The sequence below is a fragment of the Comamonas sp. JUb58 genome (assembly GCF_004364775.1).
Classification (GTDB): Bacteria; Pseudomonadota; Gammaproteobacteria; order Burkholderiales; family Burkholderiaceae_C; genus Comamonas.
The window spans coordinates 47264-73275 of the sequence record NZ_SOAL01000008.1; the positions used below are offsets into that span (position 1 = coordinate 47264).

A 26012-nucleotide genomic window follows, 5' to 3' on the forward strand; every position below is an offset into this window, starting at 1 on the left:
GGAGCCGCCATGAGCCACGCATCTTCGTCCCTCGACGCCTTGTTCCACCCCCGCTCGGTGGCGCTGGTGGGCGCCTCGTCCGATCCCGAGCGCATTGGCGGCCGCCCGCTGCGCTTCATGCTCGAAGCCGGCTTTGCCGCACCCATCTACCCGGTCAACCGCAGCGGCGCGCTGATCCAGGGCCTGCAGTCCTACCAAAAGGTGTCGGATATCCCGTTCCCGGTCGACCAAGCCATCATCTGCGTGCCGGTGGCTGGGGTGGAAGAGGCTGTGCGCGATGCCATTGCCAAGGGCGTCAAGGCTATCCAGGTGATGACGGCCGGCTTTGCCGAGATTGATGCGGCGGGCCGCGCGCTGCAGGACCGCATTGTGGGCCTGTGCCGCGCTGCCGGTGTGCGCATGCTGGGCCCCAACTCGCTGGGCCTGCTGAATGTGCCGGCGCGCTTTTTCTCGACCTTCTCCACCTTTCTCAACGGCGCCCAGCCCCAGCCGGGCTCCATCTCGCTGGCCACGCAAAGCGGCGCCTTTGGCTCAGCCGCCTATGGCCTGGCCACCTTGCGCGGCCTGGGTTTCAGCAAGATCATCGCCACCGGCAACGAGGCCGATGTCGATGTGGCCGAGAGCATTGACTACCTGGCCGACGACCCCGATACGCGCATCATCTGCGCGGCGGTCGAATCCTGCCGCGACGGCAACCGCCTGCGCCGCGCCTTGCTCAAGGCAGCCAGCGCCGGCAAGCCGGTGCTGATCATGAAGGTGGGGCGCACCGAGCTGGGTGCCGCCGCTGCCTCCACCCATACCGGCTCGCTGGCCGGCAATGACAAGGTCTACGACACGGTGTTCCGCGAATGCGGCTCCCTGCGGCCCGAGTCCATCGAGGAGATGCTGGACATCGCCTACCTCTACACCGTCAGCGGCGTGCTGCCGGCCAATGACAAGCTGGGTGTCTTCACCGGCTCGGGCGGTATCGGTGTGCTGATGGCCGACGAGGCGGGTGCCCAGGGCATGGAGCTGCCACCGTTGCCCGCCCCCGCCCGCGAGGCTACCTTGGCGCTGCTGCCTTTTGCGGTGGCCGCCAACCCGCTGGACATGACGGCCCAGGTCACCTCGGTGGCCAGTGGCACCGCGCGCACCCTGGGGGTGATGTTGGAGCACACGCGCTATGGCGCAGTGCTGGGCTACCTGGCCCATGTGGGCCTGTCGCCTGAGCGCTTTGCCAGCACCCAGCAAGAGATTGCGGAACTGGCCGCGCAGCACCGCGAGCGCCTCACCATCCTGGTGATGCTGGCCTTGCCCCAGGTGCGCAGCGCGCTGGAGAAGCAGGGCGTGGCCGTGTTTGAAGACCCGACCCGCGCCGTGCGCGCTGTTGCGGGCCTGGCCAAGATCCGCCAGCGCTGGCAGACGCTGTACCAGCTGCCCGATGGTGCACAACCTGCCGCGCCCGCCTTGGCGCTGGACGATGTGCATACCGAAAGCGGCGCCAAGCGCGCGCTGGCAGCCGCTGGCCTGCCGGTACCGCCCGAGCACTTGTGCAGCACCGCTGCCCAGGCCGCTGCTGCCGCAGCGCAGGTGGGTTTCCCGGTGGTGGCCAAGATCGTCTCGCCTGACATTGCGCACAAGACCGAGGTCGGCGGCGTCATGCTCAACCTGCAGGATGCCGCTGCCGTCGAACGCGCCTTTGGTACCTTGATGGACCGCGCCCGTACAGCGCGGTCCGATGCCCGCCTGGAGGGCGTGTTGATCGCTCCAATGCTGCGTGGCGGCGTGGAGGTGATCCTGGGCCTGCACCGCGACCCGACCTTTGGCCAGATGGTGATGTATGGCAGCGGCGGCACGGCGGTAGAGCTGTTCCAGGATGTGGCGCTGGCATCGGCACCGCTCACGGCAGCCCGTGCCCAGGCGCTGGTCGATGCCGTGCGCTCCAGCCAGCTGCTGCGCGGCTGGCGCGGTGGCCCGCAGTATGACGAGGCTGCGCTGGTGCAGGCGCTGTGCCGGCTGTCGGAGTTTGCGATGCAGCATGCCGACCGGGTGCAGAGCGTGGACATCAACCCGCTGATGGTGCGCACCCAGGGCGCCATATGCCTGGATGCGGTGATCGAGTTGCGCGCGCAGACGCAGCAGGAGGCACAGCCATGAGCAGCGAAGCCAGGCTGGCCCAGCTGGAGGCGCGGCTCCAGGCCCTGAGCGACCGCGAGGCGATCCGCGAAGCCCTCTATTCGTACTGCCGGGGCATTGACCGGGGCGACGAAGCGGCCCTGCGCACCGCCTACTGGCCCGATGCCACCGACCGCCATGGCGCCTACCAGGGCAGTGCGGAAGGCTTTATCCAGGCAGCGCTGCCCCAGTTGAGCAAGGGGCGCTACATCCACAACATCGCCAACCTGTCCATCCATCTGAACGGCGATGCCGCTGCGGTGGAGGCATATTTCTTGGCCTACCAGACAGACACCGATGCCGCCGGTGCGCCGCGCGCCACCTTCTTGTGCGGCCGCTATGTCGATCTCTTCACCTGCCGCGCCACGGCCACGGCCGCGCGCGAATGGCGCGTGGCCAAGCGCGTGGTGGTTTACGACTGGCAGGACATCTGGGCTGCGCCCACGCAGGACGAAGCCACGCGCTTTGGCCGGCGCCTGCCGATTGGCGCCAGGGCGCCTGACGACCCCTGGTACGCGTTGATGCGCGAGGTGGCCATGCCTGCTAGCCCGTAGCCGCGCCGCTAACCGCGCTCCATCTGGCGGATCGCGTCCGCCCCTTCTGCCCCTGCATCTGACTGCAGGGACTCACTTTCTCACTGCGCCGTCTAGCGCGGTGGGGATCTGCTCGGTCTAAAAAAACAGCAAAGCGTTTTCACCGTGGTCGTGCATGGGGCCAGGCCCGACCACGTCTTTCCAAAAGTACTACAGGAGACAAACCATGAAAGCCAACAAGCCCAGACTTCATCCGCTGCTCGCAGCACTCATCGCTACGACAGCGGCAGGGGGAGTAGCGGCGCAAACCGCGCAGACCCAGGAACTCAAGCAGATCACCTCGCCAGCCGGGGGGCTGGCCTCAGGCGGCAGCAGCTCGGTACAGGTCTATGGCCTGATCGACAGCAGCGTGGCCAGCGTATCCATGCAAGGCCAGCGCGCCACCAAGCTGGAGAGCGGCCACATGATGGGCTCGCGCCTGGGCTTCAAGGGCAGCGAGGACCTGGGCGGCGGCCTGCGCGCCAACTTCCAACTGGAGATGGGTATCAACACCTCCAACGGCGCGCAGCAGCAAAACCAGGGCTTTGGCGCCAAGGCCTTTGGCCGGGGCTCGCTGATCAGCCTGACCGGCAACTTTGGCGAGCTGCGCATGGGCCGTACTCTGGCATCGCTGCCGACCGAAGTGCAGGCCGTGGGTGACCCCTTTGGCCTGGGCGGCGGTGGCAACCTGCAGGGCATCCAGCCATCGCCCGGCCGGCAGAACAACAACATCCTCTACCAAAGCCCGTCGTTTGGCGGCTTTATCGGCAAGGCGGCCTACACCATCAGCGAGTACACGCGCCAGAACATCGACATCGAGCACCGTGCCCACCAGTACACCCTGGCGCTGTTCTACAAGAACGACGCCTGGAGCGCCGCCGTATCGGCCACGCGCATGACCAACCCCACGGATGGATCGGCGACGCGCTATTTCAACTCGGCGCTGGCCTATGACTTCAAGGCCTTCAAGCTGTTTGGCTCGTTCGCCACCTTCAAGAACCCCGGCGCGGCCATCACGCCCACCGTGAACACTGGCCTGGACAACAGCGGCCAGCTCGCCGGCTTCCCCTCCGTGGGCTACTACGAAGGCCAGGACGACCGCAGCTTCTCGATCGGCGCCTCGGTCAAGCTCGGCCCAGGCACCTTGCTGCTCAATGCCATCGACCTGAACGACACCGGCCCGCTGAACCGCGATGCGCGCCAATACGGCGTGGCCTATCTGTACCCCATGTCCAAACGCACCACCTTGTACACGGACTATGGCTATGTGAAGAACAAGAATGGCGCCGGCTACACCTTGACCGGCGCGGTGACCGCAGCCGGCTTTACCAATAACGGCAACAGCAATGCCTACCGGGTGGGCATCATCCACAGCTTCTGACGGCTGACCAAAGCAGAAAGGCCCAGGCGTTTGCAGCGCCTGGGCCTTGTTTAGAGCCGCTAACACAACCCTTGATACGTCGTTGCCTCGCCGGCCGCGCCAAGTCTTGTCGTACTACTGTACTGCCTGCGGCTTGACGCCTAGTCTCAACCGCAAACCTTCGGTTTGCTGGGCCGTGTTAGCGGCTCTTGATGGGGAGTAGCTTTAGCGAGCAGGGTTGCTGGCCAGCAGCCCCTGGAAAATCATGTCAATGTACTGCTGCACCACCTGGCGGGTGCTGAGCCGCCCGGTGGGCGAGTGCCAGCGGGGCAGCTGGTTCAGCACAGCCAGCAGCATGCGGCTGGCAATCGTGGGGTCCACCTTCTGGAACACCTGGCTGTCAATGGCCTGTTTGACCGCGTCGCGCAGCAGTTTTTCATACTCGTCACGCAGGGCCAGGTTCTCGGGGCGGGGCTTGGCATTGTCGCCAAACCAGAACATGTTGGAGCCAGCAATCCAGGAGTCGCGGTTGCGCTCCATATAGTCGGCCGAGGACAGCATGAACTCGCGTACCTTGCCCTCGGGGGTGGCCACCTTGCCCATGGCGGCAGACACGTAGTTGACGAGGGTGCGCATGCCATCGACCAGGATGCTTTCGTAGAGCGCATCCTTGTTGGGGAAGTGGTAGTACAGCGCGGCCTTGGTGATCTGGGCCTCTTCGGCAATGTCGCGCAGCGAGGTGCCATCAAAGCCCTTGGTGGCAAACAGCCGCATCGCTATTTCTATCAGTTGCTCTTTCCGGTCTTCCACACGCATGCGCGTGCTGCTGCCTTCTTCGGGGGCGTCGGAGGGTTTCGTCGTGTTTTTTTGCATAGTCACCAAAATTTATTTGCCCTGATATCGCCCGGGAGACGGTCGATCCGCACCCGGCAGCTTGTGGCTTCTGGGCGGTGGCACCATCATAGTTCAACGAAAATCATCCATCCATCGGGCCCAGCCCGACGCTGTTTGGCGGCCGTTGAGGATCCTCTGCAAAACCCTCGCCAAGCGGGATGGACGCGGATCGGGATGAGACGCAAGGCGTCTTTTGCAGTGAATAGCCGTAGCTATTCACAAGGAAGACAACGCAGCGGATCGCCCGAGACCGCGTTCAGACCACGGCAGGGAGTTTTGCAGAGGATCCTTAAGGCTGCACTGACCGGGTTTTATAGCCCTGGGCCAGCGGCAGCCATCGATGATTCTCGGCACGTGGGACTGGGAGCCGCTAACAGGCCCCGGCAAACTCAAGGTTTGCGATGAAGGCTCGCCGCCCCGCACAAGACAGGGCGCAGCCGGCGAGGCAACAACGTATCAAAGCCTGTGCAAGCGGCTCTTAGCGGTACCCAGCTAGTCTCAGCGGCCCTTGTAGACCGGTTCGCGCTTTTCCAGAAATGCCTGCTGCGCCTCGCGTGTGTCTTCCGTCTTGGAGAGCGCCACGGTGTTGCCCTGTTCGTAGCGGTAGGCGTCACGCGTGGGCATCAGCAAGGTCATGCGGGCGGCTTCCTTGGCCAGGCGCAAGGCGATAGGGCTCTTGGAGGCAATCTCCCGCGCCAGTTCCATCGCATAGGGCATCAGCTGGTCGGCGGGCAGGCAGGCCTCGATCAGGCCCAGGCGGTACATCTCTTGCGCCGACACCTTCATGCCGGTAAAGAACATGCGGCGCGCACGCGATTGGCTGAAATAGCGCTGCAAGAAGGTGACACCACCAGCCAGGCCCACATTGATTTCAGGCATCGAGAAATAGGCGTCTTCCGAGGCCACCCAGATGTCTGAGGCCATCACCAGCCCAAAGCCAGCCCCCAGCGCTGGGCCGTTGATCGCAGCAATGATGGGCTTGGAGCATTCCATGATCGCGTTGTTCGACTCACGCACCAAGCGGTTGTGGCGGCCATAGGCACCGGGCTCACCCGCCAGGTTGGGGCGCTCGCGAATGTCGGCACCGGCCGAGAACACCTTGCCCGTGCCCGTGAGCACGATGCAGGCCACATCGTCGCGGTCAGACAGCTCGTCAAACAGCTCCATGATCTCGTTGCGGAACTCCTTGTTCTGCGCATTGACGGGCGGGCGGTTGAGGGTGACAACGGCAATCTTGTCCTTGATATCGACGATGAGCGTGTTGTAGGCCATGCAGGGTCTCCTGGTTGAATACTAGTAATTTACCGGTCGGCAAGTAAATATTAGCGAATAACGGCGGAGGGCTCAAGCGGGTTGCTACGGGGGAGGGGTGGGGGTGTCGCTCAGGTGATTGGGGGAGCCGAGCTGGGGTGCTCGAGTCGGGGCGCAGCCTGGGTCCTCGGGTGTCAGAGCCCGGAGAGAGTTAATTTCCTCGCGATAGAGCTTGAATTTTTGGCATGCTCGATTTGAGGCCTCAAGAAATTCGCATTCCTTGTTGGCACACTAGTGTCGGCAGCTAGTTTGTGGTGTTCTGAGTACCGTCGCAGCGCCGTACGCAGTCCTGTAAGTCGTGGCTGCTAGAGGCAGCTTCAGGCTGATCTGAGTCATTCACGGTTTAGCGCCTGAAGGGCAGTAGCTGCCCACAGAGGTCAGTTGCTTGGGCTGGTGCAGGCTGATCTGAATTGCTCGCGGTTCGGGGGGCTTAACTACAGCTGCTGACAAGACCGATCTTGGTCCTCAGCGTTAGTCAGCATTGGCTTAGCTGACCGACTTCGCCATACACTGTCTCAACGTCGGCAGCAATACGACCTCAAACTCACCTTATATCTCTGTAATCGAAGTTCATCCCCAAGACCAACACCCTCATTCCACGTAGTTGATGCTGGGACGTCGGAGTCATCAGTTTGCCCTGATCATTGCATCTCTTTTTGGACGCTAGGGAAGCTCTGCAATAGTCCCAGCCTGCCCCACCGCATGGGATGATCCGCACATAAAATGAGTCTGGCTACCGAATTTGAGAAGAAGTCCAAACGCACGCGCAAGCTTGAGTTCTTGGGTGAGATGAATTTAGTCGTTCCCTGGCACAAGAACTTGCTTTTGCGCCATGGCATCGTAGTCGATGCTACCTTAATTGCAGCGCCCAGCTCCACCAATAACGCAAGCGGTGAGCGTGACCCAGAGCTGCACCAGAGCAAGAAGGGAAACCAGTGGCACTTTGGCATGAAGTGCCATATCGGTGTCGATAGCAACTCTCGCTTGATCCACACCATCGTCTCAACATCATGCAACAAGGCACATGTATCGCATTCGCACATGCTCTCGCTCGGGCAAGAGAGCCATGCGCTGGGCGCAGCGGCTACCGAGGCATGGACAATCGCGCCCAAGCGCAAAGCAGCCCCGTGACATCGCACATTGCTATGCGCAAATGGCTGCGCAAGAAGCTGGACTTGGGTAGGAGACACTCAAAGAGAAATACGAGCAAAACATAGCCAGTATGCGGGCCAAGGTGGAGTTCCCGTTTCGTATCGTCAAGCAGCAATTTTGGTTTAACAAGGTGCTCTACCGGGGCGTTGCCAAGAACGATAAAAAACTCCAAACGATGTTTGCTCTGGCCAACCTGTGACTGGTGCGAGGGCAATTGATGAGAGCGCAGGCGTGATGCGCCTGGACCCGCCCCAAAAAGTCTAAAAGCGGCAGATTCGGCTTGAAACTTGGCTGCAAAGTCGCACAGATGTGGTTAAACCATCGGTGAGCCAGTCTGCGATTCTGAATTCAATGGTTTTGCAGAGGATCCCTAGGAATTAGCGTCGTGATCTGAGCGACGTTTTCAGCAAAGACCTGCTAGAATAAAATATTTAGATACCTTGATTACGAATTTCCAACATCTGATGGATTGTAAGCTATGTCACAAAGCTGTCGTTTTGCAGCAGTGAGGGAAGCATTTTAAAGCAGTAGGAACATAATAATGTCGATTTCTCAAAACGATTTGCGAAGTGCTGCTGCACGCAATTTTTCCTTAAAGAATCAGCGGAATCGAGCCCATGGGCAGAAGACCGGGTTCCTTTGTCACAGCCACAAAGATCGCGACTTGGCACTCGGCCTGCAACAGTGGCTTAAAGAGCAAGGGATGGAGCTCTATATTGACTGGCAGGACGCATACATGCCCGAGACTCCCGATGGTGCGACCGCAGATCGTATTCGGACAGTGATCAAGGGGGCAGATGTATTCCTCTTTCTAGCCACTAATGACTCGATGGCGTCTCGTTGGTGTCCTTGGGAACTTGGTTTTGCGGACGGCATCAAGCGCAACGAACAAATTGCTGTGATCGCGACGCGCGACGCCTCAGGGAAATACTACGGCAATGAATATCTTCAACTCTATCGCCGGATCGACCAAACCACACTAAGCAACGCGCTGTACTGGTATCCCAAGGGATCTCAGTCCCCTCATTACATGTCGAGCTTCTGAGTCATGTCGCCACAACACGTCATCAATGGCTTCATCAAGGACTTCGTCCAGGATCTACATAATGGCAGTGCGGCAATCTTCGCCGGCGCTGGAATGTCCAAAGGGAACGGCTATGTGGACTGGCCCGAACTACTGCTAGACATCGCCAATGAACTTGGACTGGACGTTACCAAGGAGCATGACCTCATCTCGCTAGCGCAGTTCCATGTGAACAATAAGCGGACTGCCGATGGGCTGGCAAAGAAGATCCTCAGGGAGTTTTCAGAGCAGGCCGAACCGTCTGAGATACACGACATCGTCGCTCGGTTGCCCATCTACAGCTTCTGGACTACCAACTACGACACCCTAGTCGAGGACGCCCTGCGCAGGGCGTATCGAGTACCGGATGTGAAATCTCATGTGGATCAACTCACGCTCAGCAGACCTAAACGCGACGCTATCGTTTACAAGATGCATGGTGACGTCCAGATGGCCCAGAATGCCATCATCTACAAGGAGCAGTACGAGAAGTACTACGTCACTCACGCGCCCTTCATCACGGCGTTGAGCGGCGATCTGGTGTCCAAGACTTTCCTCTTCATTGGCTTCAGTTTTACCGATCCCAACCTGGATTACGTGCTAAGCCGACTACATGGTGGTGCCACTAAACGCACTCACTACTGCTTCATGCGCGAGGCACAGCGGGAGGCAGGCGACGATGACGAGCTCTTCAGATACAAGGTCCGCAAGCAGGAGCTGCGCATCGAAGATCTGAAGCGCTTTGGCATCCAGACGCTGCTAATCGACAACTATTCCGATATCAACGACATCCTTAAGAAGATCGAAGCTTCGTATCGGAAGCGTACCGTGTTCTTTTCGGGCAGTGCCGAAGAGTATGGCGAGTGGACCAGGCAGGACGCGCAGAACTTCATCCATGAAGTGGCGGCTAATTGCATACGAGCTAATTGCCGGGTAGTCAACGGTTTTGGCTGGGGCGTGGGTAGTGCCGTCATCAATGGTGCGCTGGAGGCCATCTATGGCGACCCGCAGAAATACTCAGAGGCTCAATTGATCGTGCGGCCATTCCCCCAGCATGGCAACAACCTAAAGGACTTGTGGGAGCAATACCGGCAGCGAATGATCAGCTTAGCCGGCGTCGCCTTATTTTTCTTCGGGAACAAGCGTGAGGGCGATAAGGTTGTGAACGCTAACGGCGTGCGGCGTGAGTTCGAGATTGCATTGGAGCACCACCTATTGCCTATTCCGGTCGCGGCCACCGGCTACATGGCCGAGGAGCTTTGGAATAATATTTCCGCTGAGCAAGATATGTATTACGGTGGTTATAGGTGGGTGATTCCCATGGTTCAAAAACTCGTTGACCCAAGAACTTCGTCTCACGAAATGGTGAAAACCATTTCTCAGATTATCAAACAATTGAATAAATAATCGCTTAAGTGCATCAAGGAAATTCAAATGGCTCGCAAAGTATTTTTCAGTTTCAAATATGATGATGTGCATCGTGCGATGAATGTGCGTAACAGCAATGTCATAGGCGGTGTCCTGAAATCGGGATTTATCGATAAGGCCGATTTCGAAAAAGTCGAACGCGAGGGTGACCGAGCAATTCAGACATGGATCGACAACCAGCTTAGTGGAACATCGGTCACTGTGGTGCTGGTCGGTGCCAACACTCACAAGAGCAAATGGGTCAAGTACGAGATCGATCAAAGCATCGCGCGTGGAAACGGCGTGCTGACTATTGACATTAGCAAAATCGCCAATTTGCAGGGAATCACAACCGACTGTTGTTCACTGCGTGTGCCCGGATACAAGCACTACTATTGGAACAAGGACGATGGCCGCGCGAATTTGGGCGCTTGGGTTGAAACTGCAGCTATTGCAGTGGGCAAGTAAGAGACATCTCTCCTATGCTCACTTTAAAAAATTATCTCTTGACGCGTCACAGCTAGTCTGCTGAGGAAGGGGTAGATAAAAGTTGCACTGATTTAGCCGACCAGATTTACGTCTGCACTAACAAGGTCAGGGGCTGAGAAAGTCTGTGATGTTGGTGAAAGTGTGTGCGCTGAATTGGGTCGATGTGACAGTACATGCGACCATTTTGCAATGCTGGTGCTATTTTGAATTAAGGGGCTGCATAGAGAGCCCCTTTTTTATAAATTTATACGCGAAGTTATTGCTATATTAATCGTCTATTCCTTTGGCAAAAGCTTTCGGCGAAATAAACTGGAATAGGTTCGATCGCGCGCAAAAATTGAATCATATTTTCCGTTCTGATAAATTATTTGGGCGGCGGCCCCAGTGGTTGAGATCGGGAGGATTGCGGCGTTGGGATGATGTTTGACGAACAATTTATGCTCCTCATATATGCCATCCATACCGCCAACGATCACCGCTGCGCTGAACTTGCGACTTGTGATCATTGCTTGCCTCATAGCTGTCAAACTGGCTTCTCTGTTTTTGTCAACCGCTGGCACCATATGCACGTTTACGAAATCAGCTAGCACAGAGGGCAATTGCGCCTTGAAAAGTTCACTTTGGTATATTGCCACCCTATTGCAGTCAAGGTTTGCTTCGCGAGTAAAGAGAGCCAATAGAGGCGTAATCGCTGGATGGCCGCCGCAAGTAATTCGTCCAATCGGCAGCACTACTTCAACCAACGCCTTAATCGCTTCTCGTATGGCAAGGACATCAGCGGTTTCGAAAAAGACCCGATTGCGATCGGGCAATGGCACGCTGGCTGACAGAAATATATCTATCATGCGGTGAACTCCTTTAGAAGTTGTGGTGCCTTCGACATTTGCACGGCTCGGATCGGTAAATATGAGTCAAGCCAATCTAGATGAGAGAGCCACGTTCTTAGTACACCTCTATTGTCGTAAATCACCCATATTTCTCTCGCTTCAACAGCAGGGTTGGCAACTGCCTCGAACACGTCGTTGATACGATCTGAGGTCGGTACTCCAACTGCTGGTACAATCGCAAGTGTTCGTTTTCCCTCGGTCTTGAGGGAAATCCAGCCCTCAATCTGAACACTTGGACTAAGTCCCTGGTCGCGGGCAGCATCACAAAAATTATCTACTAAATATCGGTGACGGGCGGCAATTGCGGGCGCGCGCAATAGTTCGACTTGGTCGCAAATTCTGGCCACCAAGCCTTTCGTGGCCCAGCGTCCTCGCATTGGAATTAATCCCCAAAAATCTCGACGCCTTAGTTCCATGAAGTGGCTGAAGGATGATGCAGGATCTTCCTTTTGACCTGGCCATAGTAAGTGCAAGATTTGCACATTGGTCAAATTGGCTTGCGCCAATTCCTCTGCCGTCCAGCGACCTTCTCTGAAACCTGGTGTGTCAATCAGCACAACGACATCGGAATCGGACATTCTATGCCAGAGCTGCGATTGGAAATCTGCTGCCGGGGGCACCGATCTTACGTCAATAAAAACGTCAAAACCGCGAGCATCGAGGGCGTCGTACAGACGATCGGCCAGCGGCTGAGATCCTGCTCTCTTGTAACTAATGAATAGTCGTCTTTCACGTCGCAATAGTCGAAATGTTTCAAGGATCAGCGTGACGAGGCGGGCTATACCATGACCATTGGCGTCCAATACAATAGCATTGACATGCCTGAGCTGAGGAGGAATTTCCGCAGCTACCTGAGATAGCTCTGAGACGACGGGCGCAATAATAATTGAGTCATCAATCAACTCTGTCAAAAGTGCGGTATCGACATTATTTTCCGAGGAGCCAAAGAATATTGCCATAATCGGTGATCTTAAGCTGCGCATATGCGCGTTCGCATCACTGATAAAATTAATTGCATTGGTCGGAATTCCTAGCCCTTGAAGCGCTAGATCAACGCTTTCGCGAAGGTTAACGTCATTCCCATTAGTAGCACCTAATAATATGAGCTGATAGGGTGATTGTGTGCTTAAGCTCTCGCTCATCGGCCAGCCATTCTCGCAGTAGTTTCAATCCATTCTCCGATATCACTGCTTCCACCTTCGCTTGTAAAGTCGTAGCTTCGACAGCACTCTGATAGTTGGACTACTCTACTCATTTTAGGTTTAGGGGGCTCATGCCGACCTCGGGAATCGTAATCGTATAATCTGCATAGGTTGCCCATTTTCAATCCTTTCAATCGGCGAGGAATGTCCCGTGATCTGTTATGTAAAGTCCCATCTGTGCTAATGGGTTGGCGCTTTTTATAGACATCTTTTTTTTGATTTTTAATATTATTAATGAAAACGGTCGGTAAGCCATTTCCTTTGATAACACTGCGAGCAATTTCGTAGCATACGTGATGGTGTGGTCAAGTGTTAGCCCCGTCAAGGATGCAAGGGAAAGAAGTATTTTCTAATCCCTTGCGGAGGAAAGTCTTTAACGAATTTTCACTCTCTTTTTTCGATGCCTTGAATACGCTGCCATGAAAGAGCCCTTCGCTTTCTTGGTGGCATCTCTCACAACCCAGATATTGCGGATATCTCACGCGCGCCAAGCATCAGGATCATAATGAAAGGAAAATAATGTTCTGCGTGACATTCTGGCGCCTCTATTGCGCTTAGTCCTGAAATAATTGGTTGTAGGGCTGACTGAATCCTCCACAGTGAATGACGCGTAAAAGGATGCACTAATATGGTGCTCAGCGCGCTTTTATAGCGACGCTCACCCAAGTTTCGATATTCGTCTTGATGTAGTCATACACATTCGTGCTGGTGGTGTATGGCGGATCATAGACTTTGCCAGTGATATTTTCCCCGTCAACCGTGAGGCCTATAAACGGATTGGATCCTTTTGATGATTGATTACCGTCTGAGTCTTTCAGATTGTGGACATGGATTGCGAGTACACCTAGCCCATCCTTCCAAGCTTTCTTAATCTCGTGTTTGACCCAGCGGCGACCAGCAGTCTTCTCTCCCACAAGCACGACAAGGCATTCTTTGCCCTTCATATTGTCAGAGATCCATTTTTTGATGGCATCATCGCCTTCTTTCTTGATTTCTTCCCATTTGTTCGGAGTGAGCAAGGGTTGCTTTTCGACAGTCCCGAACTCCCGAACTTGCGATACGCGCCAGCTGTCCTGTTTGTAGTGAAAGCTTAAAAAGCATTTATTTGCCATGACTTACCTCCATTTATAGTCGGTGCTTCGATGAATCAGATGTCGAATTGAGAACTACGATGACTACTTCAGTGAATTTGCAATTAATTTTCACACTTCAACTTTATTTGTGTAAATTTTCCTAGCAATGATAGCTGAAAAGGCGTGTCTGCGACTGCGCTTCGCGCTGCTGATCATCCGTGGCGAGACTGACATCTGCCCGCATTTTTAGCGTTGACGCCTAGACGCCTTCCTGCTTCCAGCCTGAAGGCGCGCGTGATGTTTGCACGTCGTCGAGCCGTCTTTTGGGACTCCATCACGTTGCTCTCGGCTTAGCTTGATACCGTGGGCCGCCAACTCGCGTCAAGCCATGTCATCGGCTGCGACTGACGACCGCACTTAAATGCCACGCAGAGCTTGGCTACTAGCCGCCAAATGCAATGAACTCAATACCACCTGAGGCAACAGGGGAAACTGAGTTACTCGCGCGGCCAGCACCGAACTACCGAGAATTGAACTCCGAATCTATAAAATCGGCGGAGGATTTCAATAGATCGCGTTCTTCGTAATGAGAAGGACCATGTACACATCGACCATTGCTTCGCGTTCGAATAGCATAACGACTTTTGGTTGCTGAACTGGCGAAACCGAGGGTCTGGACATGACGACACGGTGACAGCAAAACTCAAATACCCAATTACAGCATGTGTCAAAGGCCGTGATTCTGGACGCAGAAGGCGAATTCGCGCCTTTGCATGTCACCCCACCGTATAGGTTGAAGAAAGGCGACATCGCTATTGGCGCTGGGTAGTTGGCGGGTGGTTCTGTATAGATGCCACACCCCTTCCACTCGAAACTCACTCAAGAACCGGTTGATGCAGATCATTTGCCACTTGAAATACGCGTATAAGAAGTGTCTGAGGATCCTTTGAAAAACTCCCTACCGTGGTCTGAACGCGGGCTCGGGCGAGCCGCTGCGTTGTCCTCCTTGTCAATAGCTACGGCTATTGACTGCAAAAGACGCCTTGCGGCTCATTCTGATCGGAGTCCATCCCGCTTTGCGAGGGTTTTGCAGGGCATCCCTAGGATTCGACTTAAGCGCGTCTAACCCGCATCGGGAAATTTTATGTATGAAGCAAGAATTATCAGTTGGTGAACTTGTTATAAAAAAGAACAGATTCGCATGAATGTTGTTAGAATTAGATAAGTTAAAGCGTCTAAGGAGTATGCGATATGCACGTTGGTTTTAATTTTGATCCTCGAGGAAAGAGTTGGTTGAAGTATTTAAAGGCAGGAAAGGAAATTCATTCAGCAAATAAAAATATTGTCAAATCTAATTTGGGCAAGCTCAAGAATGCAGACGGTATTCTTGAGGCTACTAAAATAATTGAGAGTTGGTTTCCAGCTTTAAAGGCAAGTGTTTTCCTTTCTCATTCGCACAAGGATGAGGACATTGTTGTCGGTCTTGCTGGCTGGCTCAAAGAGACGTTCGGTATAGAGTCATTTATCGACTCAATTGTATGGGGTTACTCCGACGAACTTCTGCGATTGATAGACGATGAATATTGCATGGATCCGCCTAAAGAAACATACATTTACAGAAAAAGGAATCGTTCAACAAGCCACGTTCATATGATGCTCTCAACGGCACTTATGGGTATGATTGATCAATGCGAGTGCATAATTTTTGTTAACACGCCGAGCTCATTTACGCCAAATGACTATTTTGAAACTCGAGGGGAAACAGAGTCGCCATGGATTTACTCGGAAATCGCAATGACTCGGATGCTTAGGAAAAGGTCACCTTTGGAACATCGCCGTCAATATGCTTCAGAGTCTGCTAGTCTATCGCTGGAGCATCTGCAAGAATCCAAAGATTTAAGTGTTATTTATCCGACAGATTTGCTTCATTTGACTCCATTAAGCCCGGATGATTTGGATGATTGGGCTAAGTTTGAGTCGAATGGGATGCGCAAAGCAAATGCTCTGGATTCACTATATAGTGCTAAGAAAATATAACGTGAGAGATTTTACTAAATCTGCGGGATTTTTTGTTGTATAAGCGGGTTTATTTGGCAGTTAAAGAAGTCTAAGCTCGCTCCTAAGAATACCCTAGTCTGAAGGCTAGCTGCCGCCGCAATGGGGAGCATTATTGCGGCGGTTGCTTAGCTAGTCTATTTCGGATGATGCCATCCTCGATGCAGGTGATTCTTTGACTGTCCGTCACGATGGATCCTACGCCGACATGAAGTCCGACGTCGCTACAATGGAGCGTCCGCGGCAGGATACAAGCATGTGAGAGCGAGCTGTGGTAGCAGTGCTATTACGGGACATTTATTTGGCAGCCTCAAAAAGCAAGTTGGCGAGGCTATCACCAGAGGATGCTAAATCGTACTCCCTCCTTTTGAGAGCCTGTGGTCTCTGCATCCTTGGCTTTCCGTGAATCCTTGCGACGGCGTGGGAGGGCCTTGGGCTTCATAGCCTCAACCTTTCAGCGAATACTGTTTTCCCTGCTTTGCGCGCATTCTTTGCGGGATAAATTTTTCGCTTCCGGTTCTCCATGTTGTTGCGTCCACTGCGAGGTGCCGCCAAGAGGTTGTATCAACTTACTGCCAAGCTCATGCGCTTTCCGACCGCCACCAACCAACCCCTTGTCACCCCACCAACAACAACCCCCTAAACCGCCAACGTCCCCCCATCCACCGGCAACGTCACCCCATTCACATAACTAGCCAACCCCGACACCAAAAACACCGCCGGCCCTGCCAGCTCTTGCGGCACACCAATGCGCCCCGCAGGGGTCCGCTGGATAAAGCCTTGCAGGCGCTGCGGGTGGTTGCGGGTGGCTTCCGTCATGGGGGTGTGGATGACGCCGGGGGCCAGGGCGTTGACGCGGATGCCGTCGCGGCCCAGGTCCAGAGCCAAGGTTTGGGTGGCCATTTTTACGGCGCCTTTGGAGGCGGAGTAGCCCATGGCATTGCCCTGGGCGATAAAGGCCGCGCCGGAGGCGATATTGAGGATGCAGCCGCGAGTGGCGCGCAGCGCGGGCAGCCAGGACTGCACCATGTTGTAGAGGCCAAAGACATTGACATCGATGACCTGGCGCAGGTGGCGCGATGCCTGGGGGTGGTCGATGCCTTCGCGGATCAGCAGGCCGGCGTTGTTGACGAGGGTGTCCACCGGGCCGATGTCGCTGCCGATGCGGGCGGCCAGCGCCTGGCAGGCCTCCAGATCGGTCACATCCAGCGCAAAGGCCCAGCCGTCTGTGCCTGCGGCTTTTACCTGGGCCAGGGTGTCGGCGCAGCGTGCAGTGTCCAGATCCGTCACGATGACGCGGGCGCCGGCCTTGGCAAAGCTGATGGCAATGGCCTGGCCGATGCCGCTGGCCGCGCCGGTGATGAGGGCGAGGCGGCCTTGCAGCAAGCCGGGCGTCTCGGGGAAATGGCTGGGGGCCTGGGCTTGGGCAGGGACTTGTGCGGGTACGGATATTGGTTCGCTCATGCTCATGCTCCTTGTCCCGTTTGGCTGCGGCTTTGGCGCTCGGCCTGGCTTTGGGCTTCCAGCTGCGGTGCGGCCTGGCGTGCCTGGCGGGTTTCCAGCCAGGCGTAGAGCTGGCCGATGATGCCCTTGCGGAATAGCATCACGACGACGACAAAGACGAGGCCCTGGATGATCAGCACCCACTCGGCCATGGCGACCAGGTAGTTCTGCATGCTGACGATGATGGCCGCGCCAATGACGGGGCCCAGCAAGGTCTGCAGGCCGCCGACGATGCAGATGAGCAGCGCCTCGCCCGAGGTGGTCCAGTTCACATCGTTGAGGGTGGCCAGCTGGAAGGTGATGACCTTGAGTGCACCAGCCAGGCCGGCGAGCGCGGCCGACAGCACAAAGATCACCAGCTTGTAGCGCAGCACCTGGTAGCCCAGCGACTGGGCACGCGCCTCGCTGTCGCGGATGGCGCGCAGCACCTGGCCGAAGGGCGAGTAGACGATGCGGTAGATGAGCCAGAAGGCGGCGGCGACCAGGGTGGCGGCAAAGTAGTACAGGGTGGTGTTGTCGGCCAGCGAGATAAAGCCAAACACCTCCGGCCGGGGCACGTTCTGGATGCCATCCTCACCGCCGGTAAAGGGCAGGCGCAGCGCGAAGAAGTAGATGACCTGGGAGAAGGCCAAGGTGATCATCGAGAAGTAGATGCCATGGCGGCGGATGGCCAGCAGCCCGGTGACCACGGCCACGGCCATGGCGCAGAGCATGGCGAGCAGGATGGCGGCCGAGCCGTCCCAACCCCAGACCTTGATGGCATGCGCGGCCGCATAGCCGGCCGTGCCAAAAAACATGGCATGGCCAAAGGACAGCAGGCCGGCGTAACCCATCAGCAGGTTGACCGATGCGGCCAGCAGCGCGTAGCACATCAGCTTGATCAGAAAGACCGGGTAGGCCACCAGCGGCGCCAGCAGCAGGGCCACCAGCGCCAGCACCAGCAAGATGGTGTTGGTGCGTTGTGAGAAGAAATGCATGTTCAATCCTTGGGAAAGACAAGAGCTTGGGTGGATACCCAGGGGGCAGGGCGGTGCGGGCGCATCAGTGCGCTCTGCCAAACAGGCCGTTGGGGCGCACGGCCAGCACGATGATCATCACGATGAAGATGACCACGCCGGCGCCTTCGGGGTAGATGACGCGGGTCAGGCCCTCGATGGCGCCCAGCGCAAAGCCGGTGATGATCGACCCCATGATCGAGCCCATGCCACCGATGACGACCACGGCAAAGACGATGATCATCAGGTTGGAGCCCATCAGCGGGCTGACCTGGTAGATGGGCGCGGCCATGACGCCGCTGAAGCCGGCCAGGCCCACGCCCAGTGCATAGGTCAGGGTCAGCATGCGCGGCACATTGATGCCGAAGGTGCGCACCAGGGGCGTGTTCTCGTTGGCGGCGCGCAGGTAGGCGCCCAGCTTGGTTTTTTCGATGAAGTACCAGGTCACCAGGCAGACGGCCAGGCCCGCCAGGATCACCCAGACGCGGTACATCGGCAAAAAGCTCAGGCCCACATCGATGCCGCCTTGCAGCGGGTTGGGGTAGGGTTGGCCGCTGACACCGAACCACAGGCGGAAGGCGCCCTCCATCAGGATGGAGATGCCGAAGGTGAGCAGCAGCGCGTAGACATGGTCCACCGCATAGAGGTGGCGCAGCATGGTGCGCTCCAGCAGGATGCCGAAGGCGGCCACCACCAGCGGCGCCAGGATCAGCGCCCACCAGTAGCTCAGTCCCAGGTAGTGCAGCAGGCCCCAGGCCACAAAGGCGCCCAGCATGTACTGCGCGCCGTGGGCAAAGTTCACCACATGCAGCAGGCCGAAGATGATCGACAGGCCCAGGCTCATCAGCGCGTAGAACGAGCCATTGATCAGGCCCACCACGAGCTGGCCGATCAGCGCGGCTGTCGGGATTCCGAAAAGAGTATCCATAGTGTTGTCTCCGCCTGTCACAGTCCCAGCAGCGCTTCGATCTCGTCGCGCCGCGTCTCCAGCTCGGCGCGGTGGAAGTGGCTGGCCACGCGCCCTTCCTCGATCACGTAGAAGCGGTCGGCCACCGATGCGGCAAAGCGGAAGTTCTGCTCCACCATCAGCACCGTGTAGCCGCGCGCGCGGATCATCTCCAGCGTCTGGCCGATCTTCTGCACGATGACCGGTGCCAGCCCTTCGGTGGCCTCATCGAGCAGCAGCAGGCGGGCGCCGGTGCGCAGGATGCGGGCAATGGCCAGCATTTGCTGCTCTCCGCCCGACAGGCGGGTGCCCGGGCTCTTGCGGCGCGCCTGCAGGTTGGGGAAGACCTGGTAGATCTCTTCCACCGTCAGCCCGCCGGGGTGCAGCACAGGCGGCAGCATCAGGTTTTCTTCGGTGCTGAGGCTGGCAAAAATGCCGCGCTCCTCCGGGCAATAGGCCACGCCCAGGTGGGCAATGGCCTCGGGTGGCAGGCCTTCGGTGGGCTTGCCCTGAATGCTGATCTGGCCCTCACGCTTTTTGAGCAGGCCCATGATGGCGCGCAAGGTCGTCGTCTTGCCGGCGCCATTGCGGCCCAGCAGGCATACGACCTCGCCTTCGCCGACATGCAGGTCGATGCCGTCGAGCGCCAGGGTTTCGCCATACCAGGCGCGCAGGTTCTGTACCTGCAGCATCTGGCGCGGCGCGGTGTTGTTGCTGTTGCTGTTGTTGGTGTTGTTGTTCTCAGGCATGGGCGGCCCCTCCGACATAGGCTTCAATGACCCTCGGGTCGCGCGAGACCTCGTCATAGCTGCCTTCGGCCAGCACCTGGCCGGCCTGCAGCACGGTGACGGTTTCGCACAAGTGCGATATCACCTTCATGTTGTGCTCCACCATCAGCACGGTGCGCCCCTGCGCCACCTTGCCGATCAGCTCCACCACCGGCCAGATGTCCTCATGGCCCAGGCCCGCCATGGGCTCGTCCAGCAGGATCATCTCGGGCTCCATCGCGATCGTGGTGACCAGCTCCAGCACGCGCTTGCGGCCATAGGGCAGGTCGCAGGCCTTGACGTTTTTCCAGCGCGTCAGGCCCACGCTGTCCAGCAGGTCCATCGCACGCTCGTCCAGCGCGCTCAGCACCTTGACCGAGCGCCAGAAGGTGAAAGTGCCGCCGGTCTTGCGCTGCAGCGCGATGCGCACGTTCTCCAGCACCGTCATGTGGCTGAAGACGGCCGCAATCTGGAACGAGCGCACGAGGCCCAGCGCCGACACGCTGGCCGGGTCGCTGCGCGAGATATCACGCCCGTTGAACAGCACCTGGCCCGAGCTGGGACGCAAGAAGGTGGTCAGCAGGTTGAAGCAGGTCGTCTTGCCGGCCCCATTGGGGCCGATCAGCGCATGAACCGAGTGGCGCTTGACCTTGAGGTTCACGTCCTTGACGGCATAGAAGCCACTGAACTGGCGGCAGAGCTGGCGCGCTTCCAGGATGGGGGCATCGGCCTCGGGGGGAGCAGTCATCGCGGCGCCTCCGATCAGATGAAGGACTGGGTGGCGCCGCCGTCGACCAGCATCGATTCGCCGGTGACAAAGCGGCTGTCGTCAGACGCGAAAAAGCAGGCGGCGCGGGCAATGTCCTGCACCGTGCCCAAGCGCCCCATCGGCGTCTTGGCGATGCGCAGCCGCACTTTTTCTGCATCGACATTGATGCCCACGCCTTCGGTCGGGATGGAGCCGGGGCAGACCGAGTTGACGCGGATGCCGCGTGGCCCCAGCTCCGCCGCCGCTGCGCGCGACAGGCCCAGTGCCCCGGCCTTGACGCCGCAGTACACCATGCCCTGGGGCATGCCGATAAAGGCCGCCGCCGAGGCGATGTTGACGATGCTGCCGCCGTCGTCCATCGCCTCCGCTGCTGTCTGGATGCCCCAGACGATGGAGTTGAAGCCGGTGCCCACCATGCGCTGCAGCGCTTCGGGCGTGATGTCGGCAATCGGGCCGTAGCGCACCCAGATGGCGTTGTTGACCATGATGTCGAAGCGGCCGTAGCGCTGCTTCAGATCGGCAATCGCGCTGCTGAAGCTGTCGCGGTCGGCCACATTGCCGCCATAGGCATGGGCGCGGCCGCCCTGGTCCACGATGGCTGCGGCCACCTCGGCGGCCTTGTCCTCGGCGCGGTCCAGAATGCCGACGCTGCCGCCCTCATCAGCGATGGCCTGGACGATGGCGCGGCCGATGCCTTGTGCGCCGCCGGTCACGAGTGCAACCTTGCCTGCAAAGCGTTGTGTCATGGTGTTTGTCTCCTGGTATCAATAAAAATAGGGTTCGCCGCGCCGGTCTCAGTGCGGGCTCTGGCTGTCGTCAAAACGCGCTTCTTCCAACCCTGTCGCCGCCAGGCCGTCGATGACGAAGACGGCCCCCGCATCCGGGTGGCTGGAGCGCAGCAGGTTGCCGCTGTTGCTGATCGAGGTGAGGTAGATGGTCTGCAGCGCCGGGCCGCCAAAGGCCGGGCAGGTGACGTAGGCATCGGCGGGAAAATCCACCGTGGCCGCCAGCTCGCCACTGGGCGTAAAGCGGGCCAGCTGGCCGTTGAGCACCATGGCCACCCAGAGATAGCCCTGGGCATCAACGGTGGCGCCATCGGGCGCCAGGCCCAGCGCAGCGGTGTCAATAAAGGCCTCGCGCGCACCGCAGGCGCCGGTGGCCGGGTCATAGGCATAGCGCCAGATCTGGCGCGCCGGGCTGTCGGAAAAGTACAGCCAGCGGCCGTTGGGGCTGAAGCAGGTGGCGTTCGCGACCTGAAAGCCCTGGTCCAGCTCGCGCAGGCGGCCATCACCGCTCAGCTGGTAGAGCTTGCCGGTGGGGGACTGCGGCGTCATGCTCATCGAGCCGACCACAAAGCGGCCGCCCCGGTCGCAGCGCCCATCGTTCAGGCGCATGCGCTCAGCGCTGTGCTGCACCTGCACGCCCATTGGCGTGATCTGGCCGCTGTCCGGGTCCAGAAAATGGAAGTCATCCTCCAGCGCCAGCAACAGGCGCCCGCTGCGACACAGTGCGATCGAGCCGATATGTGCATGCAGCGCCCACTGCTGCTGCCGGCCGTCTGCCGGCCAGTAGCGGTGTACCAACTGGGCGCGGCCATCAATCCAGTACAGCGATTGCGTGGCCACATCCCAGAGCGGGCATTCGCCCAGCAGATCGCGCTGGGGCAGCAGAGGATGGATGCGCGCGGCCAACGCCGGCGCGGTGAGGGCGTTCATGTCTTGTCTCCTGGTGCGGGCAGCCAAGGGGGCCTGGCTGCTGCGGCTGCGCCGGCCTTTTCTGGTGGGGCCGTGCGCGTACCGGGCGGGTTTTTATCTGTTGGCGACGGGTGCCGCTGGCAGTTGGTAGCCTTTGAACTGCTCGCGCAGCCGGGTCTTGAGCAGCTTGCCGGTCGCGGTGTGGGGCAGCTCATCGACAAACTCCACCGCATCGGGCAGCCACCAGCGCGCCAGCCGGTCCTTCATAAAGTCCAGCACTTCCTGGCCGCTCACATCGGTGCCGGGCTTGCGCACGATGACCAGCAGCGGGCGTTCCTGCCAGCGCTCGTGGTGTACGCCGATGACGGCGGCTTCTTTGACAGCGGGGTGGGCCAGCGCCAGGTTCTCGATGTCAATCGACGAGATCCATTCGCCGCCGGACTTGATGACATCCTTGGCGCGGTCGGTGATCTGTACAAAGCCTTCTTCATCGATCCGGGCCACATCGCCGGTGTTCAACCAGCCTTGCGCGTCCAGCGCCGAGCCGGCCTCTTGCCCGTAATAGGCGGAGATGACCCAGGGCCCGCGCACACGCAGCTCGCCAGGGGCTGGGTCGCCGGGCGGCAGTTGTTGCCCCTCGTCATTGAAGATGGCCACATCCACGCCATACATGGGCCGGCCCTGGCGGGCGCGCACATCAATGCGCTCATCGCGGGCCAGTGCCTCATGCTGGGGCAGCAGGGTGCTGACGGTGGCTACCGGGCTGGTCTCGGTCATGCCCCAGGCCTGGTTGGCGGTCACACCCAGCAGGCTGTCGAACTGGTCGATCATTGCGCGGGGCGCGGCAGAGCCGCCCATCATGATGCGTTCCAGCTTCAAGGCATCCTTGTCGCCGGCGGGCAGGCTTTCCACATATTGCAAGAAGCCCATCCAGACGGTGGGAACGCCCAGCGAGAAGGTGCAGCCCTCGTCGCGCATCAGCTGGTACAGCGCCTTGCCACTCAAATCCGGCCCGGGCAGCACCAGCTTGGCGCCGCACATGGCGCTGGCATAGGGCAGGCCCCAGGCGTTGACATGGAACATCGGCACGGTGAGCAGCACGCAATCGCGGGCACGCAGGGCCAGGCCATCGGCCGCGCAGACCACCCAGGAATGCAGCACGGTAGAGCGGTGGCTGTAGAGCACGCCCTTGGGGTTGCCGGTGGTGCCCGAGGTGTAGCACAGCGACGAGGCGCTGTCCTCGGTCAGCTCGGGCCAGTCAAAATCGCCCGCGTCTTCGGCCACCAGGTCCTCGTAGCACAGCAGTGGGGCGGGCAGGTCCATGGCCGGCATCTGGTCGGGCTTGCACAGCGCCACAAAGGCCTTCACCGTTTTGAGGCTGGGCGCCAGCTCGGCCACCATGCCGGCAAAGCTCAAATCAAAGAACACATAATCATCGGCCGCATGGTTGATGATGTAGCGGATCTGGTCGGCAAATAGGCGCGGGTTGACGGTGTGCAGCACCGCGCCGGCGCCCGATACGGCGTAGTACAGCTCCAGGTGGCGGTGCGTGTTCCAGGCCAGTGTAGCCACGCGTGCACCGCTGGCCATGCCCTGGCGCAGCAGGGCGGCGGCCAGGCGCCGCGAGCGCTGGGACACGGTCAGCCAGTTCGAGCGCGTGAGCTCGCCGTCCGGCGTGCGGGAGACGACTTCCACCTGGGGATGAAAGCGTGCTGCATGTTCCAGCAAGCCGGAAATCCGCAGCGCGCGCTGCTGCATTAGCCCTTGCATGTTGCTCCTTGTTTTGTTTTATATACCTGTCGGCAGGTAAAAAGTTTAGCAGCCGCAGCAGCGCTGCAAGCTCGGGATTACCCTGGACTTGTCCCCTCCAAAACGCTTGCGGGGAAACCCTGTTGTTTACCGGTCGGCAAGTAGGCATGATGCAGCGAGAACAAGGCGGAGGCGGTCTGCCATCCCCTATCGAGCCGGTGCCCCGCTGCGGTGTGGCGGGGCGGCCGGCACCAGCCAGCAGGAGACAAAGAGCAATGGACAATCACACAATCCACCAGGTGGATGCGGTCATCGTGGGCGCCGGTTTTGGCGGTCTGTGCGCAGTGCACAAGTTCCGGGAGATGGGGCTGAAGATCCAGGCCTTCGAGGCCGGCGGCGATGTGGGCGGCGTCTGGTACTGGAACCGCTACCCCGGCGCGCGGGTGGACCTGCCCAGCATCGACTACAGCTTCTCGTTCTCGCCCGAGGTCGAGCAGGAATGGACCTGGTCCGAGCAGTTTGCCGCGCAGCCCGAGCTGATGCGCTACTTCAACTTTGTCGCCGAGCGGCTGGACCTGCGCAAGCACTACCAGTTCAACACCCGCGTGGAGAGCGCCCGCTGGGACGAGGCACGCCAGCTGTGGGTGGTGCGCACCAACCGGGGCGATTGCTATGAGGCGCGCTACTGCATCATGGCGACCGGGCCGCTGTCGGTACCGAAGGAGCCCGAGATTGAAGGCATTGAGCGCTTTGGCGGGCAGATCCTGCGCGCGGCGCGCTGGCCGCATGAGCCGGTGGATTTCAGTGGCAAGCGCGTGGGCGTGATCGGCACCGGATCGACCGGCATCCAGATCGTGCAGGAAGTGGGCAAGCAGGCCTGCGAGCTGTTTGTCTTTCAGCGCACGCCGAGCTTTACGATGCCGATGCGCAATGTACCGCTAGAGGCGGACTATGTCGCCCAGGTCAAGCGCCACTATGCCGGCATCCGCGAGCTGGCGCGCAACAGCAATGTGGGTGGCGTGCGGCCGCAGTCGAGCCGCCCCTTCTTCAGCGTGACGCCGGCGCAGCGCCAGGCGCTGCTGGAAGATGCCTGGCTGCAAGGCGGCCTGGCCATGCTGGGCACCTTTGCCGACCTGATGCAGAACGAGCAGGCCAATGAGGAAGTGGCCGAGTTTGTGCGCGGCAAGATTGGCGAGGCGGTAGACGACCCAGCCACCGCCGAGGCGCTGAAGCCGCGCGGGTACCCCATCTTTGCCCGCCGCCCCTGCCTGGACACCGGCTACTACGAAACCTACAACCAGCCCCATGTGCATCTGCGCGACTGCATCAGCGACCCGATCGTGTCCATCACCGAGAAGGGCGTGCGCACGCAATCGGGCGAGGTCGAGCTGGATGTGCTGATCTTTGCCACCGGCTACGACGGCCTGACCGGCGCGCTGCTGGCCTTTGAGGTGGAAGGGCGCGATGGCCTGACGGTGCAGCAGAAGTGGAAGGAGGGTGCGACCTCCTGCCTGGGCATCATGATGCATGGCTTCCCCAATTTGTTCATGACCACCGGGCCCAACGGCCCATCGGCCCTGGCCAATGTGGTGCGCACCAGCGAGAACGATGTGGACTGGACGGCAGCCGCCATCCGCCACATGCAGGCCCAGGGTTTTAGTAGCATCGAGCCCAGCGCGCAAGAGGAGCAGGCCTGGATGGACCTGGTCCATTCGCTGGCGCCGCGCACCTTGCTGTCCAAGGCCAAGACCTGGTATGTGGGCGCCAATGTGCAGGGCAAGGCCCCGGGCCTGACCATGTTTACCGGCGGCTTCCAGAAGTACCGCGAGCATTGCAACGCCGCCATCCAGAAGGGCTTCAGCGGCTACCACTTTGCGCAGAAGCGCGAATGCGAGCGCGCGGCAGACGCCAGCGCAACAGTGGAAAACGCCGCGCACTGATAACCTGGGTTTTCAAGCCCCTGGACGGCC

Annotated in this window: 21 protein-coding genes and 1 pseudogene; 9 read left to right on the forward strand and 13 right to left on the reverse strand. The window is 59.0% G+C overall.

The genetic code is table 11. From position 1 onward, the window contains the following. Positions 1–9 precede the first annotated feature (9 nt). From EDF71_RS10180 to EDF71_RS10190, 3 genes are all read left to right on the forward strand, one after another. The gene (locus EDF71_RS10180; protein ID WP_133856474.1) at positions 10–2136 is read left to right on the forward strand and encodes an acetate--CoA ligase family protein; all 2127 of its coding nucleotides are present in this window, start codon (positions 10–12) and stop codon (positions 2134–2136) included. Next, positions 2133–2708 carry a nuclear transport factor 2 family protein gene (locus EDF71_RS10185; protein WP_133856475.1) on the forward strand — a complete coding sequence of 192 codons (576 nt, stop codon included), beginning with the start codon at positions 2133–2135 and terminating at the stop codon, positions 2706–2708. The genes EDF71_RS10180 and EDF71_RS10185 overlap by 4 nt, the downstream gene beginning before the upstream one ends. A 205-nt stretch (positions 2709–2913) precedes the next feature. Continuing rightward, positions 2914–4107, forward strand: coding sequence for a porin (locus EDF71_RS10190; protein WP_166656507.1), 1194 nt, complete (start codon positions 2914–2916; stop codon positions 4105–4107). A 204-nt stretch (positions 4108–4311) separates the two neighbouring features. Here EDF71_RS10190 and EDF71_RS10195 read toward each other — a convergent pair whose 3' ends face one another. Both EDF71_RS10195 and EDF71_RS10200 read right to left on the reverse strand, forming a co-directional pair. Beyond that, entirely contained in the window at positions 4312–4959 is a 648-nt protein-coding gene (locus tag EDF71_RS10195) for a TetR/AcrR family transcriptional regulator (protein ID WP_133856477.1), read from the reverse strand. A gap of 519 nt (positions 4960–5478) precedes the next feature. Beyond that, the gene (locus tag EDF71_RS10200) at positions 5479–6252 is read right to left on the reverse strand and encodes an enoyl-CoA hydratase/isomerase family protein (protein ID WP_133856478.1); all 774 of its coding nucleotides are present in this window, start codon (positions 6250–6252) and stop codon (positions 5479–5481) included. 762 nt (positions 6253–7014) lie between these two features. Between EDF71_RS10200 and EDF71_RS10205 the strand changes: the two are divergent. The 4 genes and pseudogenes from EDF71_RS10205 to EDF71_RS10220 all read left to right on the forward strand — a co-directional run. Beyond that, positions 7015–7388 (forward strand): annotated as a pseudogene (locus EDF71_RS10205) (transposase); the annotation flags it as partial. Positions 7389–7984: 596 nt separating this feature from the next. Next, complete coding sequence (locus EDF71_RS10210) at positions 7985–8488, forward strand: toll/interleukin-1 receptor domain-containing protein (RefSeq protein ID WP_133856480.1); 504 nt, start codon at positions 7985–7987, stop codon at positions 8486–8488. A gap of 3 nt (positions 8489–8491) precedes the next feature. Further along, positions 8492–9913, forward strand: coding sequence for an SIR2 family protein (locus tag EDF71_RS10215; RefSeq protein WP_133856481.1), 1422 nt, complete (start codon positions 8492–8494; stop codon positions 9911–9913). A gap of 27 nt (positions 9914–9940) precedes the next feature. Next, positions 9941–10381 (forward strand): TIR domain-containing protein, encoded by a 441-nt coding sequence (locus EDF71_RS10220; RefSeq protein WP_133856482.1) that lies wholly within the window; start codon positions 9941–9943, stop codon positions 10379–10381. Positions 10382–10677: 296 nt separating this feature from the next. On the opposite strand, the gene EDF71_RS10225 is transcribed toward EDF71_RS10220, so the two are convergent. The 3 genes from EDF71_RS10225 to EDF71_RS10240 all read right to left on the reverse strand — a co-directional run bounded on the left by EDF71_RS10225 (position 10678) and on the right by EDF71_RS10240 (position 13603). After that, complete coding sequence (locus EDF71_RS10225) at positions 10678–11247, reverse strand: hypothetical protein (RefSeq protein WP_133856483.1); 570 nt, start codon at positions 11245–11247, stop codon at positions 10678–10680. Beyond that, positions 11244–12431, reverse strand: coding sequence for a toll/interleukin-1 receptor domain-containing protein (locus EDF71_RS10230; protein ID WP_133856484.1), 1188 nt, complete (start codon positions 12429–12431; stop codon positions 11244–11246). The genes EDF71_RS10225 and EDF71_RS10230 overlap by 4 nt, the downstream gene beginning before the upstream one ends. A 695-nt stretch (positions 12432–13126) precedes the next feature. Continuing rightward, positions 13127–13603, reverse strand: coding sequence for a TIR domain-containing protein (locus EDF71_RS10240; protein ID WP_133856485.1), 477 nt, complete (start codon positions 13601–13603; stop codon positions 13127–13129). A 1212-nt stretch (positions 13604–14815) separates the two neighbouring features. On the opposite strand from EDF71_RS10240, the gene EDF71_RS10245 reads away from it, so the two are divergent. Further along, a complete protein-coding gene (locus EDF71_RS10245; RefSeq protein ID WP_133856486.1) occupies positions 14816–15601 on the forward strand; it encodes a hypothetical protein in 786 nt (261 codons plus the stop codon). A 657-nt stretch (positions 15602–16258) separates the two neighbouring features. Here the strand turns inward: EDF71_RS10245 and EDF71_RS10250 are convergent. The 8 genes from EDF71_RS10250 to EDF71_RS10285 form a co-directional block, all read right to left on the reverse strand. Further along, positions 16259–17083 (reverse strand): glucose 1-dehydrogenase, encoded by an 825-nt coding sequence (locus EDF71_RS10250; RefSeq protein WP_133856487.1) that lies wholly within the window; start codon positions 17081–17083, stop codon positions 16259–16261. Between the two features lie 2 nt (positions 17084–17085). After that, entirely contained in the window at positions 17086–18099 is a 1014-nt protein-coding gene (locus EDF71_RS10255; protein WP_133856488.1) for a branched-chain amino acid ABC transporter permease, read from the reverse strand. 64 nt (positions 18100–18163) lie between these two features. Next, positions 18164–19045: a branched-chain amino acid ABC transporter permease gene (locus EDF71_RS10260; RefSeq protein WP_021028133.1), complete on the reverse strand. Its 882-nt coding sequence runs from the start codon at positions 19043–19045 to the stop codon at positions 18164–18166. Between the two features lie 17 nt (positions 19046–19062). After that, on the reverse strand, positions 19063–19812 hold the full coding sequence (locus tag EDF71_RS10265; protein ID WP_133856489.1) for an ABC transporter ATP-binding protein: 750 nt from the start codon (positions 19810–19812) through the stop codon (positions 19063–19065). Continuing rightward, positions 19805–20578 (reverse strand): ABC transporter ATP-binding protein, encoded by a 774-nt coding sequence (locus EDF71_RS10270; protein WP_133856490.1) that lies wholly within the window; start codon positions 20576–20578, stop codon positions 19805–19807. The genes EDF71_RS10265 and EDF71_RS10270 overlap by 8 nt, the downstream gene beginning before the upstream one ends. 14 nt (positions 20579–20592) lie before the next feature. After that, complete coding sequence (locus EDF71_RS10275; protein ID WP_133856491.1) at positions 20593–21345, reverse strand: glucose 1-dehydrogenase; 753 nt, start codon at positions 21343–21345, stop codon at positions 20593–20595. 48 nt (positions 21346–21393) lie between these two features. Further along, positions 21394–22314 (reverse strand): SMP-30/gluconolactonase/LRE family protein, encoded by a 921-nt coding sequence (locus tag EDF71_RS10280; protein ID WP_133856492.1) that lies wholly within the window; start codon positions 22312–22314, stop codon positions 21394–21396. A gap of 93 nt (positions 22315–22407) precedes the next feature. Then, positions 22408–24063: a long-chain fatty acid--CoA ligase gene (locus EDF71_RS10285; RefSeq protein ID WP_133856493.1), complete on the reverse strand. Its 1656-nt coding sequence runs from the start codon at positions 24061–24063 to the stop codon at positions 22408–22410. Positions 24064–24317: 254 nt separating this feature from the next. On the opposite strand from EDF71_RS10285, the gene EDF71_RS10290 reads away from it, so the two are divergent. Next, complete coding sequence (locus EDF71_RS10290; RefSeq protein ID WP_133856494.1) at positions 24318–25982, forward strand: NAD(P)/FAD-dependent oxidoreductase; 1665 nt, start codon at positions 24318–24320, stop codon at positions 25980–25982. Positions 25983–26012 lie beyond the last annotated feature (30 nt).